Below are 16,291 nucleotides of genomic sequence, written 5' to 3'. Positions count from 1 at the left end.
GAGGGCGTTTTTATGAACTATATCGGCATCGACCTCGGCGGCACGAACATCAAGGGCGCACTCGTGAGCGCAGAGGGCGAGATCTTAAAGGAGCATTCTATCCCGACGCGCGTCGATCTCGGCCCCGAGGCGGTCGCGGGGCGCATCGGTCAGGTCATCGCGCAGCTCTCTATCGGCGAGGACACCGTCGGCGGCGTGGGCGTCGGCTGCCCCGGCACGGTGGACGACGCGAGCGGCATCGTGCGCTTTGCGGCGAACCTGAATTTTGTGAACTTCGACCTGCGAAGCGCGCTGCGCGCGCACGCTGCGCTTCCCATCCACCTCGGCAACGACGCAAACGCCGCGGCGCTGGGCGAGGCGCTGTTCGGCTGCGGCCGCGGCGCGGAGAGCACCATCGTCGTCACGCTCGGCACGGGCGTCGGCGGCGGCGTGGTGCTCGGCGGCAAGCTCCTGACAGGCTACACGAGCGCGGCGAGCGAGATCGGCCACATGGTCATCGCGGAAAACGGCGAAGAGTGCACCTGCGGCAGCCGCGGCTGCTTCGAGGCCTACTCCTCCGCCACGGCGCTGATCCGCGACACGAAGCGCACCATGGCCGCGCACCCCGAGAGCCTGCTGCACGCGATTGCCGCGGAGCAGGGCGGTGTCGACGGCCGCACAGCGTTTCTCGCCAAGGAGCGCGGCGACGAGGCGGGCGCGCAGGTCGTGGAGGACTACATCGAGCATCTGGCCTGCGGGCTCACAAATCTTGTCAACATTTTCTTCCCCGAAGTGCTGGCCCTCTCGGGCGGCGTAGCAAATCAGGGCGACGCGCTGCTCCTGCCGCTGCGCGAAAGGGTGCGCGAGCGTTCGTTCGGCTCGCGCTATGCCGTCTCGCACACGCGCATCGAGCTCTGCACGCTCGGCTACCGCGCGGGCGTGATCGGCGCGGCGATGCTCGCACGCGAGTGAGCGTAAAATAGCGCAAGATATGATAAGGCCCTCCGCATTTCTGCGGATGGCCTTTTTTACCGGTAGCCGTCGGGCTCGGCCGAGCCTTCGATCAAAAACTGCACCTCGTCCACGCCGCCGAGCGACAAAATGGACTGCTCGAGCGCGCTCAGCATCAAATCGCGCGCCGCCTCATCCTCCGGCAGCGAGACGTTAGCCGGGAGATTCAGATAGCACACGCCGTTTTCGATGCGAGAGGAGATGACCGTGAAGTCCTCCGGCAGGAGCGAGACGAGCGAATCGTCCTCCGGCCCCTGCGCGAGCGCCTCGAGTAGCGCGTTCACGCGCGTCTGGCCCTCGTAGAGCGCGAGCGTCTGCTGCTCGGCGCGCAGCTCGCCCGTCTTGCTGTCGAGGAAATAAAGCGACACGGTGATCGGCTGCAGGCCACTCTCACGCGAGGAAAGCAGCGTATCCGCCGAGAGCAGCACTTGCGTCTCGCGGTACGGCAGCTCGCGCCCGTCCGCCGTGATGCTCACAGCGTTCACATTCGGCAGCTGCGTCAGCGTCAGCGTGATGCAGTAGTCAGCGAGCGACAGGTCGATGCCCGTCAGGCGCGCATACTGTGCGCTCAAGTCGATCTGCGCGCGGCGGCCCGACACCTTGAGCGACTTGAGCGCCGTTCCCTCCGGGATGGGCGAAGAGAGCGACGGCTCGTCGGGCCCTGCGAGCAGCGCCTCCAGCAGCGCGCGGACACAGTCTTCGGTCTCCATCGCGCCGTCGAGCACCAGGCGCTTTTCCTGCGCGCGGATGGCGTCGCCGCCGCCCGCGGAGTTGGGATCGCTGAGAAAATAGAGCTCGTAGCCGTTTTCGTCCATTTCCTGCGCGTGCTGGGCCGCGCAGGCGCAGAGAAGCGAAAGCAGGAGGACTAATGCCGCAGTCAGGGAAAGACGTCTTCTCATGTCTCATTCCCTCCCTCTTCGCAGCGCGGCAGGCGCACGGTAAACACCGTGCCGCCGCCCTCGCGGGCGCGGACCTCGATGCTGCCGCCGCGGCGGCGCGCCGTGTCGGCGGCGATGGAAAGGCCAAGGCCTGTACCGCCCGCGGCGCGCGAGCGCATCTTGTCCACGCGGTAGAAGCGGTCGAAAATGCGGGGCATGTCCCCCTCTGGAATGCCGATGCCATTGTCGCTGACGGTGAGAAGGCAGTCCTTCTCATCCCCCGCGAGCAGCAGCTTCACAAAGCCGCCGGGGCGGTTATACTTGATGGCGTTTTCCGTCAGGTTGTAGATGATCTCGTGAATTTCATCCTCGCTCGCAAGGGTCTGTCCCTCGCGGCGAATTTCACACGAGAGGTCGACCTGCTTTTCCTCGGCCACAAGGCGCAGCATGCGTACCACGTGCGCCATCACGGACGAGAGGTCGACGCGCTGCGCCTCGGGCAGCATGCCGCTGTCCAGACGCGTCAGGCGCAGCAGATTTTCCGTGATGCGCGCCAGGCGCTCGGACTCCTGCTCGATATCGCCGACGAATTCGCGCACGGTCTGCGCGTCCATGTTCTCCGTCTGCAAAATGGAGTCGGAGAGAAGCCTAATACCGGCCAGCGGCGTTTTGAGCTCATGGCTCGCGTCCGACACGAAGCGGCGGCGCGCGTCCTCCGTCGTCTGCAAACGGTCGGCCATGTCGTTGAACTCGGCGGCGAGCTCGCTGATCTCGTCGTGCCCGCCGACCTCGGCGCGGTGGCTGTATGAGCCCTCGCGCATCTTGCGGATGGCGTCGGTCAGTACGCCGAAGCGCCGCGTCAGCACGCGGGATAAGAGCACGCTGATCCCGCCGGCGAACACCAGCACGACCGCGGAAATGGTCAGAAGATTTCGCTGCAAGGACAACAGCAGCTCCGCCTGCTCGGTGTCGTATTCATAGGCGTAGACCGCGCCGATGGTCTGGCTGTGGTAGATGACCGGCGAGGCCGCGCGGCTTTTGAACGCCTTGTCCGAAAATTCGGTGTAGAAGACGTCCTCCCCCCGCAGCGCCTGCACAAGCTCTGTATAAAAGGCGTAGCGGCCGATCGCGCCGTCAGTCTCGCGCGTGTCGTACAGCACGCGGCCCGAGGCGTCCGTCACAAGCACGCGGGAGATGCCCGTCTCCTCCACGAGCGTCATCGCACCCGCGACATTTTCCTCGCTCAGCTCCTCAAGGCCCGAAAGCGCCGTCACCATCACCGAGACGCTGCCCTGCAGCGAACTCTGCTTAGAGCGGAACGTCAGGTTTTCCGACGTGATGAGCGGATACGTGTTCAGCAGGATCAGCACCGCCAGAATGATGGCGATATAGCTGAAGCTGAATTTTCGCTGCAGGCTCGCATGCATCTGCACGGCGCTGCCCCCCTTCTCTTTCTTTTAGTGGGAAATCAGTCCTTCAAGTAGTACCCCACGCCCCATTTGGTCAGGATGTGCTGCGGCGCGGCGGGGTTTTCCTCGAGCTTTTCGCGAAGCCGCCGGATGTGCACATCCACTGTGCGGTAGTCGCCTGCGTAGGTGTAGCCCCAGACGAGGTCCATCAGATTTTCGCGCGAGTAAACGCGGCGCGGATTCTTGACAAGAAGCTCGATGAGGTCGTATTCCTTGGCCGTGAGCTCGACGATCTCGCCGTTTTTGACGGCGACGCGCTGCTCGGGGTCGAGCGTGATGCCGCCCGCGGTCAACAGGAGCGTTTCAGGCTGCTTTTGCTGCGGTGCGGCGTTTGCGCGGCGCAGCAGCGCGCGGATGCGCGCTTTGAGCTCTAAGATGTTGAACGGCTTTGTGATATAGTCGTCCGCGCCGGACTCAAGGCCGATGATCTTGTCGGCGTCCTCGCTGCGGGCGGTCAGCATGATGACCGGCACATTGGAAAATTCGCGGATGCGCATGCAGGCCGTCAGCCCGTCCACCTGCGGCATCATCAGATCGAGAATGATGAGGTCGAACCCGCCGCTTTTCGCCATGTCGATGGCGGTCGCGCCGTCGTAGGCGGTCTCGACCGTATAGCCCTCGTTTTCCAGATTGAATTTCATGCCCTTGACGAGAAGCTGCTCGTCGTCAACCACCAGAATTTTCATTGCCATCCTTCTCCGTGAATGTGATCTCCGCGCGGAAGCCCTCGAGCTTCGCCTCTCCGATGCCCTTGACCTTCAAAAGGTCCTCCGCCGCCGTAAAATCACCGTGCTCTGCGCGGTAGTCGATGATCGCCTGCGCGAGCGACGGGCCGATGCCCGTCAGCGTTTCAAGCTCCTCCGCCGTCGCGGTGTTGACGTTCACGAGCGTCACAACGCGCGTGGGTGCGGTGATCTCGTCGGTCTTGTCCTGCGTCGTCACAGTGTAATTCCCGTGCGAGGCGCCCTCGTAGGTCGTTTTGTGCAGAAAAACGAGCGAAGCGGCGAACAGCACCGTCAGCGCGGCGAGCACAAGGTAGACGCCGCTGACTTTGGTTTTCTTTTCTTGCTTTTCCACGGTTGCGCTCGCCTGCCTTTTTTGCTATACTGATGTCGAAGCGTGCCGAACGGCGCGCTCCTCTTCACTGTATTCCATATTTGATTGTATCATACAACGAGGTATATTTCCATGAAAAAACGCCGCTGGTTTTCACTTTTTTTATCCTTTGCGCTCCTGCTCCCGCTCTTTTCACTGACGAGCGCCGACGCCTATGAGGACTTCACGCTCGACGCGAAGGCCGGTCTTCTCATCGAGGCCGACACGGGTGAAATTCTCTACGAGAAAAACGCCCATCAGGAGAACTTCCCCGCGTCGCTCACAAAGGTGATGGTCGCGCTGCTGGTGTTTGAGGCCATCGACGAGGGCAAGATCGCGCTGACCGACTCCGTCACTGCGACGGAATCGGCGTTCGAGGGGCTCTCCAGCGACGGCAGCACGGCGAACATCGTCCCCGGCGAAACGATGACGGTCGAGCAGCTGCTCAACTGCATGCTCATCGTCTCGGCGAACGAGGCGTGCAACATTTTGGGCGAAACGCTCTACGGCTCGGTCGACGCCTTTGTCGCGCGCATGAACGAGCGTGCGACGGAGCTCGGCTGCGAGCACACGCATTTCGCCAACGCCACGGGCCTTCACAATTCCCAGCACTACACGACCGCGTGGGACCTCTACCTCATCACGCGCGAGGCGATGAAGCACGACAAATTCATGGAGATCTGCAACTCCAAGAGCTACACCGTGCCCGCCACGAACATGACCGACAAGCCGCGTGAGCTGCATTCGACGAACTTTCTCATTTCCAACTGGCGCGCCCGCGGGTATGTGTACCGCGACGCGCAGGGCATCAAGACCGGCTCGACACCCGAGGCGGGCTACTGCCTCATTTCGTCCGCCCTGCGCGGCAGCCGCCACATGATCAGCGTGGTGCTGGGCGCAGAGCGCGTGACGCTCGAGGACGGTGTGACCATCCAGACGCGCAGCTTCTCCGAAACGTCGCGCATGTTCGACTGGGGCTTTGACAACTTTGTCCTCCGCGACATTCTCTCCTCCTCCGACCTTGTGCAGGAGGTGCCCGTCGCGCTTTCGAGCGAGGCGAGCTACGTTTCGACCCACGCGGCGGAGGATATCTCCTGTCTTCTGCCCGACAACGTGGAGCCCAACATGCTCGAGCGCACCGTAACGCTCACGAACGACACGGTCGACGCGCCCGTTTCCGCGGGCGACGTGCTCGGCAAGCTGACGCTCTCCTACAATGGTAAGGTCTACGCCGAGACGGACCTCTTAGCGCTGAACGATGTATCGGCCTCGTGGTTCCTGACGGCACAGCGCAGGGTGTCTGACTTTTTCGCAAAGCCGCTCGTCCGCATTTTGCTGATCGCGGTGGTATTGCTCATCGCCGCGCTCGTCGTCTATGTGACGATGTTCTCCCGCCGCCGTCGTTACGGCCACCGCCGCCGCGGCGCAGCACACAGCGGCTACCGCGGGCGGAGAAGAAGATTCTAAATCATCAAAAAAGGGACGCAAAAAGCGTCCCTTTTTTGATAAACGCCTCGCAGAGTTTCGTGTCCGCAGACGCGAAAATAATTTAATTCGTTTTCTGCCGCGACATGCGCGTGGCAGAAAACACTTTACGCGGAGTAAGCGTCGAATTGTACGCTTAAAGCGGACAACCGAGGCGCAGAACGCAGCGGATTTTTCTCGAAGAAGTGTCTTTGCCGCTTCTTCGAAATCACTAGTTGAGTGTGATCACGTTGTTCCCCTGCGGGAACTCCACGAAGCGGATGGAGTAGATGTCGGCGGTGATGTAGGCGCTGCGGCCGGGGTGGAACAGCGTGATATAGTCGTTTCCGACCTCCTGTAGCGTGCCGACCGCCACGACCGTGTTCTGCGAACCGACGAGGAAGCTCACGATGACTGCGCGGCCGATGTTGCGCGCGAGCATCCCCTTCCACGAATTGTAGGCCATCTTGTCGACGGTCTGCGACTCTTCGATCTTGTCGGGCGTGGGCTGGAACTGCCCGCTCGCGCCGCCCTGCAGCACGAGCGACATGCCCCCCGCCCCCGGCGATCCTCCAAGCATTTCCTCATAGCTCTGGCTCGCGTTGTTATTACTGTTGTTATTACTGCTATTATTGCTGTTGCCGCTCTGCTGCGTGCTCGCCATCGCGGGCACGGCGGCCATTTGCTCATAAAGGCACGGCATGCTTTTTCCCATCTGGATCATAAAAAACGTCCTCTCCCTTTCCCGTTGCTGCTGATTTGCTTTTCTCAGGTGTCGTAATACGCGGCGGTGGGGTTATAAAAACAGTGGTCGCCGATACGCATGACGAACGTCCCCACATTTGAAGGAAAATTCGCGCGGCAGGACGGCGAAAACGGGTTAAAGAACCACAACGCCGTTCCAAGACCGTTCAACCGGTTGCCCGCAATGGCCCAGTCCGCGATCTCATAGTGGATATCGGTCGGGCGCATGTTGTAGATGTTCTGCGGGTTGTAGCTGCCGCGCTCGGTCTCGCTCGCGCAGACGAACTGCCCCGGCTGAAAGATGATATTGCGGATACTGCCCTGCCCCACGCGCGCGTATTCGCCGCCCGTCGAGCGCACACGGTTCATCACGACGCTCGCCACGGCTTTCATCCCATTCTCGCCCTCGCCGCCCGCTTCGCACTCGATGAGGCGGGCGAGCAGCTCCCTGTCGGAATAGGCCATGTCGATCTCCTCCCCCATTTCTTCTTCCCCGACAGTCTATGCGCTTCCCGTGCGCATGGAAACCGAGACACGCAAAAAAAGCACCGAAAGCCGTTTTGCTTTCGGTGCTTTTGCTTTGTTCAGTTTTCCTCGTCCGGCGGCGGAAGCTCTTCCGCTTCCGGCGGCGTCGCGCCGTAGGCGCCCTTCATCTTGAGCTCCTGCCACTGCTCTTTCGTGATAAGCAGCTGGCGGGGCTTCGAGCCCTCGAACGGGCCCACGATGCCGCGCGTCTCCATCTCGTCGACGATGCGCGCCGCGCGCGAATAGCCGAGCTTCAAGCGGCGCTGGAGCATCGAGACGGACGCCTGACCCGTCTCCATGACCACGTCGATCGCGGCGGGGAGCAGCTCATCCACATCGTCGGCGGCGTTCTGATCAGGCGCGGCATTGCCGCCTCCCTTGGCGCTGCCCTTCTCCTTTTCGGCGACGGCGGCGTTGATCTTGTCGATGACGGATTCGTCGTAGTCCGTCTCGCCGTTTTCCTTGACGAAGTTGACCACGCGCTCAATTTCCTCGCTCGAGATGAAGCAGCCCTGCACGCGCTTGGGCTTGCCTTCGCCCAGCGGGGCATAGAGCATATCGCCGCGGCCCACGAGCTTTTCCGCGCCCGCGGTGTCGAGGATGATGCGCGATTCCATCGCGGAAGCGACCGCGAACGCGATGCGGCTCGGGATATTGGCCTTCATCAGGCCCGTGATGACGTCCGCGGACGGACGCTGCGTCGCGATAACCAGGTGCATGCCCGCGGCGCGGCCCATCTGCGCCACGCGGCAGATCGACTCTTCGACCTCCTTCGCCGCGACGAGCATCAAGTCGGCCAGCTCGTCGATGACGACAACGACGCTCGGCAGCTTTTTGAGCGTTTCGTCCGTCTCCGCCACCTTATTGTAGGAGGCAAGGTCCTTGACGTTGTGCTCGGAGAACATCTTGTAGCGCTTCATCATCTCGTACACGGCCCATTGCAGCGCACCTGCAGCCTTTTTCGGGTCGGTGACGACGGGGATGAGCAGGTGCGGGATGCCGTTGTAGGGCGCAAGCTCGACCATCTTCGGGTCGACCATGATGAAGCGCACCTCTTCGGGCGTTGACTTATAGAGCATCGAGACGATCAGCGAGTTCGTGCACACGGACTTACCGGAGCCTGTCGTACCGGCGATGAGCACGTGCGGAAGCTTCGAGATATTCCCGACGATGTTCTTGCCGCTGATGTCCTTGCCGACGGCGAAGGCCGTGGTGGAAGGATGGGTGGTGAACTCCGTGGATTCGAGCACCGTGCGGATGCTGACGGGCGAAACAAGCTTGTTCGGCACCTCGACACCCACGACGGAGATCTTGTCGGGGATGGGCGCGATGCGCACGCCGCTCGCGCCCAGCGCAAGGGCGATATCGTCCTGCAAATTTGTGATCTTCGAGAGCTTCACGCCCTGACTGAGCGTGAACTCATAGCGCGTGACCGACGGGCCGCGCACCACATCGCCCGGCTGGGCGTCCACGCCGAAGCTCGTGAGTGTCTGCGCCAAGCGGCGGGAGTTGTTGCGCAGCTCCGCGCCCGCCTCAGCGGCGTTCGTCACGCTGCCCTCTTTTAAGAGCGTGATGGGCGGATACTGATATGCAGGCGGCTGGGGCTGCGCGTCGCTGCCCTCGATCTCGCGCGTGACCTCCTCGCGCGCGGCATCGACCTCGGCGCGGCGGAGCTTGTCCTCCTGCTTGTCAGTCAGCACGGCGGGAACCGTCGTTGCTGCTGCGGCTGCGGCGACGGGTGCGCTCTGCACGCTCGGCGTGGGCGCGGCAAACGGTGTGTGCATCACAGGTGCGGGTGCCGGGACGACCGGCGCGGGCGCGCTCGGCGCTGTATCAAACGGCGGCAGGTCGAAATCGTCGGCCTCCACCGTCACAGGCTTAACGGGTGCGGACGGCGCGGCGGCAGGCGAAACGGGTGCAGCGATCTTTGTCTCCGCGGCACTTCCGCCCGCTAACAGCTCGTCGGGGCTCTTGATATTGTCGGACTTCTTGCGGAAGAAGCCGCCCGTGGAATTTTTCTTGATGACGCGCTCCTCGCCGTCGAGCGGAATGTCGATGGCGGCGTCCGGCGTATGGACCGGCGCACTGCGGCGCGGTGCATGGGTGTGCTGCGGCGGAAGATCCTCTTCCTCCGCTGGCTCATAGGGCACGCGCTCGTGCGAGCGCACGGCCTCGATCACGGCGGCAGGCGTCAAACGGAACGCCATCATCAAAAATGCGACGAACAGCACAACGAGCAGGACCATCGCCAGCACCTTTTTCACCAGCAGCACCAGCATGATCGCAAGCGATGCAGACACCGCGCCGCCGGACTCGAGCGCGTTGCCGCTCGTCCACAGAAGCTTCAAGATGCCATCCATGTTGACATACTTCTCTTTGCAGAGGGCGATGTGCATGATCGCGCCGAACACGACCGGCAGCAGCGCCGTGCCGACAAGGCAGGACGCGACGTTCCGCCCACGGTGGAAGAGCAGAATGTAGCTCCCCAGCAGCAGTGCGGGCGCGACGAGGTAATAGCCCCAGCCAAAGAGCGACCGGCACAGCTTCGCCGGCTGATCGAGCAGCCACGCCCCCGACTGGAAATAGCTAAAGCCCAGGCACAGCGCCAGCACCAGCAGGATTGCGCCCGCGACCTCACGGCGGATGGGGCGCTTTTGATTCTTCTTCGCCGTGCGCTTGCCGGAAGACGAGGAGCGGGACGAACCCGTCGTTTTCTTTTTCGTTGTGGTGGTTTTTTTCTTCTGTTGTGCCATGATTCACCTCAGAATCAAAAATTAGTGCAGGATCGTGAGCACCAGCGTCAGCACGCCGGCGGCCCAGCAGTAATAGGCAAACGCGCCGAAACGGCCCTTGTCGGCAACATAGCGCAGCAGGCGGATGCTCGCATAGCCCGACACCGCCGCGACGACGACACCGACGAGGTACACGGGCACGCTGGAGAAGTCGATGCCCGCGTCGATCGCGTCTTTGAGTGTCAGGATGTTCGCCCCCAACACCGCGGGGATGGAGAGCAGGAATGCAAAGCGCACGGCAAACTTGCGCTCAAAGCCCGTGAAGCAGCCCGCCGTGATCGTCATGCCGGAGCGGGAGATTCCCGGGCACAGCGCGATGGCCTGACCGATACCGACAAGCAGCGCGTCGAGCAGCGTGGCGGTCTTTTCCGTCTTGCGGCCATGGCGCACACGGTCGCTCGCAAAGAGCAGGATGCCCGTGACGATCAGCGCGCCGCCGATAAAGTACATATTATCACTCAGCTCCGTGAAAAAACGGCGAAACGGCACCATGACGAAAAGCGGCAGCGTGCCCACAATGATGAGCAGGATAAGACGGCGCGCAGGCGGCACGGGGTTCGGCGTGCGATGATGGGCAAGGTCGCCGATGCCGGTGAAAAACTCCACGATCATATCGCGGATATCATCCCAGTAAGCGGCAAACACCGCCACGAGCGTGCCGAGGTGGAGCAGCACGTCGAAAAAGTCGGGCACGTTGCTCGCGCCCTGGATGCTTAGTAAATGCTCCGCGATGGCGAGATGGCCGGAGGACGAGATCGGTAAAAATTCCGCGATCCCCTGCACAAGGCCGAGAACAACGGCGGTCAAAACTGACATAAAAAACAACTCCTTTTGCGTTTTGTTCTGTAATGGCAATATTCTAACAGGATAATTATAGCACGCTTGTTCGCGGAATACCACCCCGAATTGCCGCATCTTCTTTTTCTTTCCTTTTTCGGTGCATCCCTTGCGAACGCAGGGCGAATGTGCTATGATTGGCGCGGACTATCAGAAAAGGAGAGATAGAAATGACTTATAACTACCGCACCAAGGGCGTTTGCTCCAAGGAAATGCACATTGAGCTGAACGACGACCACACCATCAAGAGCGTAGAGGTCATCGGCGGCTGCAACGGCAACCTTCAGGGCATTTCGCGCCTGGTCGAAGGCATGAAGGCCGAGGATGCCATCGCGCGCATGCGCGGCATCCGCTGCGGCTTCAAGAATACCTCCTGCCCCGATCAGCTCGCCATCGCGCTGGGCGAGGCGCTGGCGCAGGACAAGCAGTAAGTCGTCATTTTTTGCCCGCGCGGTGCATCGCACGGGCAAAAAATGCATAAAATCCTGCAAAATGCCGTTTCCCTCTCTGGACAAACGGCGCTAAACTGTGTATACTGTTAAAAAATAAGCATTCAACGCACTATCAACGCAAAACATTTTGCTTTTGCCGGTCTGACGGGGGAACTTCATGGACATTGATATGGATATCAAAGAGCTCGAAGCGTTCGTCTACGTGGTGGAAAACTGCAGCTTTTCCCGCGCCGCGGAGCTGCTGCACCTGACGCAGCCGACCATCAGCTCGCACGTCTCCGCACTGGAGAGAAAACTGAATATCAAGCTCATCGTCCGCACCACGAAGGAGACCTACCCCTCCGACGCGGGCAAGCTCCTCTACAAATACGCCAAGGAGATCCTGCAGGTGCGCGAGAACGCGGCCATCGCGCTGCGCAACTTCTCGCAGGAGATGAAGGGTACGATCTCCATCGCGGCCTCCACGGTGCCCAGCCAGTATTATCTGCCGCACCTTTTGCAGGACTTCCGCGCCCGCTATCCGGACATCACCTTCAATATCCAGATGGAGGACAGTCCCAAGGTCGTGGAGCTCGTCGCCACGCGCAGCGTAGAGATCGGCTTCTGCGGCACGATGGTGGCGAGCCACAAATGCGTCTATCAGGATTTTGCCAACGACCCGATGGTGCTCATCGCGCCGAACACCGAAAAGTATCAGGCCTTTGCGGGCAAGCCCTTCCCCATCGAGCAGCTCAAGGAAGAGACGTTCATCAGCCGTGAAAAGGGCAGCGGCACGTATCAGGCGGGCAAGGAACTCTTAAATGAGCTCGGCGTCGACATCGCCCAGCTGCGCACCGCGGTCGAGATCCGCTCGACCGAGAGCGTCAAGCAGATGGTCAGCGAGGGTCTCGGCGTCGGTCTCATCGCGCAGAGCGCCGCGCAGGACTATGTTCAGTTCGGAAAGCTTCTCGCCTTCCCCTTCCCCGACTCGCGCTTCCGCCGCCAGCTCTATATCGTCAAGCACAAAAACAGCATTTTGTCGCCCATCGCGCAGGTGTTTTACGACTATGCGCGCAAAACCAAGGACAAAGCATCCGCCAAATAAGGCGGATGCTTTTTTACAGGGATCGCACGCTTTTTTGTCCGATTTTTTCGCGAAATTGTCATTTACTTTTTTCCCTCTCTGGTATATGATAATGCAATAGGTCAACGGCTGCGCTGCACCGGTAAAGCAGCAGGCCTTACGGGAGGGAAAGCGATGGACTGCCGCGATTCCGCGCTGTTTACAGGCGTGGACGAAGCATCGTGCGAAAATATGCTGCGCTGCTTCAGCGCTTACGAGCAGCGCTTCAGCGCAGGACAGACCATCCTCACCTGCGGGCAGCAGCAGGACATGATCGGCGTGCTGCTCTCGGGCAGCGCGGCGCTTCTGCGCCTGCACGCCGACGGCAACCGCACCGTGCTTGAAAGCATGGACGAGGGCAGCGTCTTTGGCGAGGAGCTGGCATTCACCGGCTTTCGCGACGGCAGCGCACTCATCGAGTGCCGCGAGGACTGCCGCGTCATCTTCATGCGCTATGACCAGATCACAAAGCGCTGCGAAAACGCCTGCGCCTGCCACAGTCAGGTCGTAACGAACCTCTTCCAACTGCTCTCGAAAAAGTCTCTGCATCTGAGCCGCCGGATCGAGGTGCTCGCCTGCCGCTCCATCCGCGAAAAGCTGCTGTGCTTTTTCGAGCAGCTCGCCGACGAGCACGGCAGCCGGACGTTCCCCCTGCCGTTTTCCCTCAGCATGCTTGCCGACTACATCAGCGCCGACCGCAGCGCCATGATGCGCGAGATGCGCAAGATGCGCGAGGAGGACCTCATCAGCACCGAGGGCCGCAGCGTGACGCTGCTTTAGTTTTTTGCAAATATTTTTCGTAAATGCAAGTTTTCCTGCGTCGTCAGAATTTTGACATTCATTGACGCAAGAAAACTTTCATGATATAAAATATAGCATCATTCCATATTCCCGGCGCTGCGTCCAGGAATCCCGCCTGCCGTTCTCCCCGGACGGCACGGCGCTGAATCTCAACAAAAAGGAGAATCATTCATGTATCGCATCGTGAAGAAAGAAGCGCTCAAGCCCACCGTGACCCTCTACGAGATCGAGGCGCCGATGGTGGCAAAGAAGGCCGAGCCCGGCCAGTTCATCATCCTGCGCGTCGATGAAAACGGTGAACGTATCCCCATCACCATCCACGACTTCGACCGTGAGAAGGGCACCGTCACCATCATCGTGCAGACGATCGGCGCCACCACCGAAAAGCTCAGACATAAAGCCGAGGGCGAGTACATTCAGGACTTTGTCGGCCCGCTGGGCCGCCCGACCGAGACCGAAGGCAAGAAGAAGGTCTGCGTCGTGGGCGGCGGCGTCGGCTGCGCCATCGCTTACCCCGTTTTGAAGAAGTTCCACGACTGCGGCGCGGAAGTCCACGCGGTCGTCGGCTTCAAGAATAAGGACCTCGTCATTCTTGAGGACAAGTTCCGCGCGGCGTCCAGCGTTTTGAAGCTGATGACGGACGACGGCTCTTACGGCGAGAAGGGTCTTGTCACCGATGCGCTCAAGGAGCTCATCGACGCGGGCAACCAGTATGACGAGATCTTCGCCATCGGCCCTGCCATCATGATGAAATTCGTGTCCAAGACCACCGAGCCCTACGGCATCCCCACCACCGTTTCCATGAGCCCGATCATGGTCGACGGCACCGGCATGTGCGGTGGCTGCCGCCTCACCGTCGGCGGCGAGACGAAGTTCGCCTGCGTCGACGGCCCGGACTTCGACGGTCACAAGGTCGACTGGGACGAGAGTCTCAAGCGCGGCAAGATGTACTTCGACTGGGAGCGCCACAAATACGAAGAGACCTGCAACCTGTTCAGCAAGGAGGTTCAGTAATATGCCTAACATGAGTCTGAAGAAGAACGAAATGCCCTCGCAGGAGCCCAACGTCCGCAACAAGAACTTTCTGGAGGTTGCCCTCGGCTATACCGAGGAGCAGGCGCTCGACGAAGCAGCCCGCTGCTTAAACTGCAAGAACCATCCCTGCGTCTCCGGCTGCCCGGTGCAGGTCAAGATCCCCGAATTCATCAAGAAGATCACTGAAAAGGACTACGAGGGCGCCTATCAGGTCATTCACGAGACCTCTTCCCTGCCCGCCGTCTGCGGCCGCGTCTGCCCGCAGGAGACGCAGTGCGAATCGAAGTGCATCCGCGGCATCAAGGGCGAGCCTGTCGGCATCGGCCGCCTCGAGCGCTTTGTCGCCGACTGGCACAATGCAAACGTGCAGGAAGCGCCCGCCAAGCCCACGCCCAACGGCCACAAGGTCGCGGTCATCGGTTCCGGCCCCAGCGGTCTCACCTGCGCGGGTGACCTTGCCAAGAATGGCTATGACGTCACCGTGTTTGAAGCGCTCCACCTCGCCGGCGGCGTGCTGGTCTACGGCATCCCCGAGTTCAGACTTCCCAAGGCCATCGTGCAGAAGGAAGTCGACGGCCTGAAGGCCCTCGGTGTCAAGGTCGAGACGAACATGGTCATCGGCCGCGTCGTGTCCATCGACGAGTTGATGAGCGAGTACGGCTTCGAGGCCGTGTTCATCGGCTCCGGCGCGGGTCTTCCGATGTTCATGCACATCCCCGGCGAGAACCTCTGCGGCGTTTACTCCGCCAACGAGTTCCTGACCCGTATCAACCTGATGAAGGCTTATAAGGACGGCTCCGACACGCCCATCATGCCGCTTCAGGGCAAGAAAGTCGCCGTCGTCGGCGGCGGCAACGTCGCCATGGACGCCGCGCGCTGCTCCAAGCGCCTGGGCGCGGACGTGTACGTCGTCTACCGCCGCGGCATGGAAGAGCTGCCCGCCCGTCACGAGGAGGTCGAGCATGCCATCGAAGAGGGCATCGTCTTCAAGACGCTCAATAACCCCGTCAAGATCAACGGCGATGAGAAGGGCTATGTCTCCTCCATGACCTGCGTGGAGATGGAGCTGGGCGAGCCTGACGCCTCCGGCCGCCGCCGCCCGATCGAAAAGGTCGGCAGCGAACACGATCTGCCGGTCGACTGCGTCATCATGTCGCTTGGCACTACGCCGAACCCGCTCATCAAGAACACCACCCCGGGTCTTGAGGTCAACCGCAAGGGCGGCATCGTCGTGAACGAGGCCGGTCTCACCTCTCATCAGAACGTCTACGCCGGCGGCGACGCCGTCACGGGTGCTGCCACCGTCATCCTCGCCATGGGCGCCGGCAAGCTCGGCGCGAAGAGCATCGACGAGGCACTGAGCAAATAATTTTCGTCAGCGAAAGCGCGCAGAAGCGTACTTCTGCGCGTTTTCTCAATACCATTTCTCACGAAGGGAGAACTATTATGAATCTTTGGCATGATATTGCACCGGCGCGCGTGCGCCCCGAGGACTTTTTCGCGGTCATCGAGATCGAGAAGGGCTCGAAAAACAAGTACGAGATGGATAAAGAGACCGGCGCGCTGCGTCTCGACCGAATTCTCTACACCTCGACTCACTATCCCGCCAACTACGGCTTCATCCCCCGCACTTGGGCAGACGACGGCGACCCGCTGGACGTTCTGGTGCTCTGCTCTGAATGCATCCGCCCGCTGAGCCTCGTGGAGTGCTACCCCATCGGCGTTATTTCGATGGAGGACAGCGGCAGTCTCGATGAAAAGATCATTGCCATTCCCTTCCAGGATCCGACCTACAACACCTATCAGGACATCTCGGAGCTGCCGAACCATGTGGCAAGCGAAATCCGCCACTTCTTCCGCGTCTACAAGAGCCTGGAGGGCAAGGAGACCGTCGTCAGCGACGTCCTCGGCCGCGAGGAAGCCATCAAGATCATCATCAAGTGCCAGAACGCTTATATTGAAAAATATTGCCGTTAAAGCAAAAAAAGGGAAAGGCTGACGGCCTTTCCCTTTCTATGGTGGTTACCATGCTGAGCACAGGACGATCCGATATGGTATAGCTGACCAGATCGCTGCTGTGCAGATCGAGAATTGGGGACAGGTAGAG

General features: G+C 60.9%; 16 protein-coding genes. 8 read left to right on the top strand and 8 right to left on the bottom strand.

Going from position 1 to position 16,291, the window contains the following annotated elements:
* Positions 1–12 precede the first annotated feature (12 nt).
* A complete protein-coding gene (locus tag NI20_RS0108840) occupies positions 13–951 on the top strand; it encodes an ROK family protein (RefSeq protein ID WP_033121043.1) in 939 nt (312 codons plus the stop codon).
* A 56-nt stretch (positions 952–1,007) separates the two neighbouring features.
* Here NI20_RS0108840 and NI20_RS14220 read toward each other — a convergent pair whose 3' ends face one another.
* The 4 genes from NI20_RS14220 to NI20_RS16010 are packed head-to-tail and all read right to left on the bottom strand — an operon-like array spanning position 1,008 to position 4,414.
* Positions 1,008–1,889, bottom strand: a complete 882-nt coding sequence (locus NI20_RS14220; protein ID WP_052084547.1) for a GerMN domain-containing protein — start codon at positions 1,887–1,889, stop codon at positions 1,008–1,010.
* Positions 1,886–3,295: a cell wall metabolism sensor histidine kinase WalK gene (locus tag NI20_RS0108825; protein WP_033121070.1), complete on the bottom strand. Its 1,410-nt coding sequence runs from the start codon at positions 3,293–3,295 to the stop codon at positions 1,886–1,888. Before NI20_RS0108825 ends, NI20_RS14220 begins: the two co-directional genes overlap by 4 nt.
* A gap of 41 nt (positions 3,296–3,336) precedes the next feature.
* Positions 3,337–4,023, bottom strand: a complete 687-nt coding sequence (locus NI20_RS0108820; protein WP_369699411.1) for a response regulator transcription factor — start codon at positions 4,021–4,023, stop codon at positions 3,337–3,339.
* Entirely contained in the window at positions 4,004–4,414 is a 411-nt protein-coding gene (locus NI20_RS16010; RefSeq protein WP_052084546.1) for a ComEA family DNA-binding protein, read from the bottom strand. Before NI20_RS16010 ends, NI20_RS0108820 begins: the two co-directional genes overlap by 20 nt.
* Positions 4,415–4,525: 111 nt before the next feature.
* On the opposite strand from NI20_RS16010, the gene NI20_RS0108810 reads away from it, so the two are divergent.
* Positions 4,526–5,899: a D-alanyl-D-alanine carboxypeptidase family protein gene (locus NI20_RS0108810; protein ID WP_033121039.1), complete on the top strand. Its 1,374-nt coding sequence runs from the start codon at positions 4,526–4,528 to the stop codon at positions 5,897–5,899.
* 229 nt (positions 5,900–6,128) lie between these two features.
* On the opposite strand, the gene NI20_RS14210 is transcribed toward NI20_RS0108810, so the two are convergent.
* The 4 genes from NI20_RS14210 to NI20_RS0108790 all read right to left on the bottom strand — a co-directional run bounded on the left by NI20_RS14210 (position 6,129) and on the right by NI20_RS0108790 (position 10,773).
* Entirely contained in the window at positions 6,129–6,620 is a 492-nt protein-coding gene (locus tag NI20_RS14210; RefSeq protein ID WP_052084545.1) for a hypothetical protein, read from the bottom strand.
* 44 nt (positions 6,621–6,664) lie between these two features.
* Entirely contained in the window at positions 6,665–7,105 is a 441-nt protein-coding gene (locus tag NI20_RS0108800; RefSeq protein ID WP_033121067.1) for a cell wall hydrolase, read from the bottom strand.
* Positions 7,106–7,224: 119 nt separating this feature from the next.
* A complete protein-coding gene (locus NI20_RS0108795) occupies positions 7,225–9,918 on the bottom strand; it encodes a DNA translocase FtsK (protein WP_033121038.1) in 2,694 nt (897 codons plus the stop codon).
* A gap of 21 nt (positions 9,919–9,939) precedes the next feature.
* On the bottom strand, positions 9,940–10,773 hold the full coding sequence (locus NI20_RS0108790) for an undecaprenyl-diphosphate phosphatase (protein WP_033121037.1): 834 nt from the start codon (positions 10,771–10,773) through the stop codon (positions 9,940–9,942).
* A 191-nt stretch (positions 10,774–10,964) separates the two neighbouring features.
* On the opposite strand from NI20_RS0108790, the gene NI20_RS0108785 reads away from it, so the two are divergent.
* The 6 genes from NI20_RS0108785 to NI20_RS0108760 all read left to right on the top strand — a co-directional run bounded on the left by NI20_RS0108785 (position 10,965) and on the right by NI20_RS0108760 (position 16,161).
* Complete coding sequence (locus NI20_RS0108785; protein ID WP_033121036.1) at positions 10,965–11,225, top strand: TIGR03905 family TSCPD domain-containing protein; 261 nt, start codon at positions 10,965–10,967, stop codon at positions 11,223–11,225.
* A 178-nt stretch (positions 11,226–11,403) separates the two neighbouring features.
* Positions 11,404–12,330 (top strand): selenium metabolism-associated LysR family transcriptional regulator, encoded by a 927-nt coding sequence (locus tag NI20_RS0108780; RefSeq protein ID WP_052084544.1) that lies wholly within the window; start codon positions 11,404–11,406, stop codon positions 12,328–12,330.
* Positions 12,331–12,483: 153 nt separating this feature from the next.
* Positions 12,484–13,128 (top strand): Crp/Fnr family transcriptional regulator, encoded by a 645-nt coding sequence (locus NI20_RS0108775; RefSeq protein ID WP_033121035.1) that lies wholly within the window; start codon positions 12,484–12,486, stop codon positions 13,126–13,128.
* 192 nt (positions 13,129–13,320) lie between these two features.
* On the top strand, positions 13,321–14,163 hold the full coding sequence (locus NI20_RS0108770; RefSeq protein ID WP_033121034.1) for a sulfide/dihydroorotate dehydrogenase-like FAD/NAD-binding protein: 843 nt from the start codon (positions 13,321–13,323) through the stop codon (positions 14,161–14,163).
* A 1-nt stretch (position 14,164) separates the two neighbouring features.
* Positions 14,165–15,553 carry an NADPH-dependent glutamate synthase gene (gltA, locus tag NI20_RS0108765; RefSeq protein WP_033121033.1) on the top strand — a complete coding sequence of 463 codons (1,389 nt, stop codon included), beginning with the start codon at positions 14,165–14,167 and terminating at the stop codon, positions 15,551–15,553.
* Between the two features lie 77 nt (positions 15,554–15,630).
* The gene (locus tag NI20_RS0108760) at positions 15,631–16,161 is read left to right on the top strand and encodes an inorganic diphosphatase (RefSeq protein WP_033121032.1); all 531 of its coding nucleotides are present in this window, start codon (positions 15,631–15,633) and stop codon (positions 16,159–16,161) included.
* The last annotated feature ends 130 nt before the right edge of the window (positions 16,162–16,291 follow it).

This window comes from Oscillibacter sp. ER4 (genome assembly GCF_000765235.1).
In the GTDB taxonomy this organism is placed as follows: domain Bacteria; phylum Bacillota; class Clostridia; order Oscillospirales; family Oscillospiraceae; genus Hominicoprocola; species Hominicoprocola fusiformis.
Note: the sequence above shows the minus strand (reverse complement) of the source record. Positions and strands in the feature narration are given on the sequence as shown.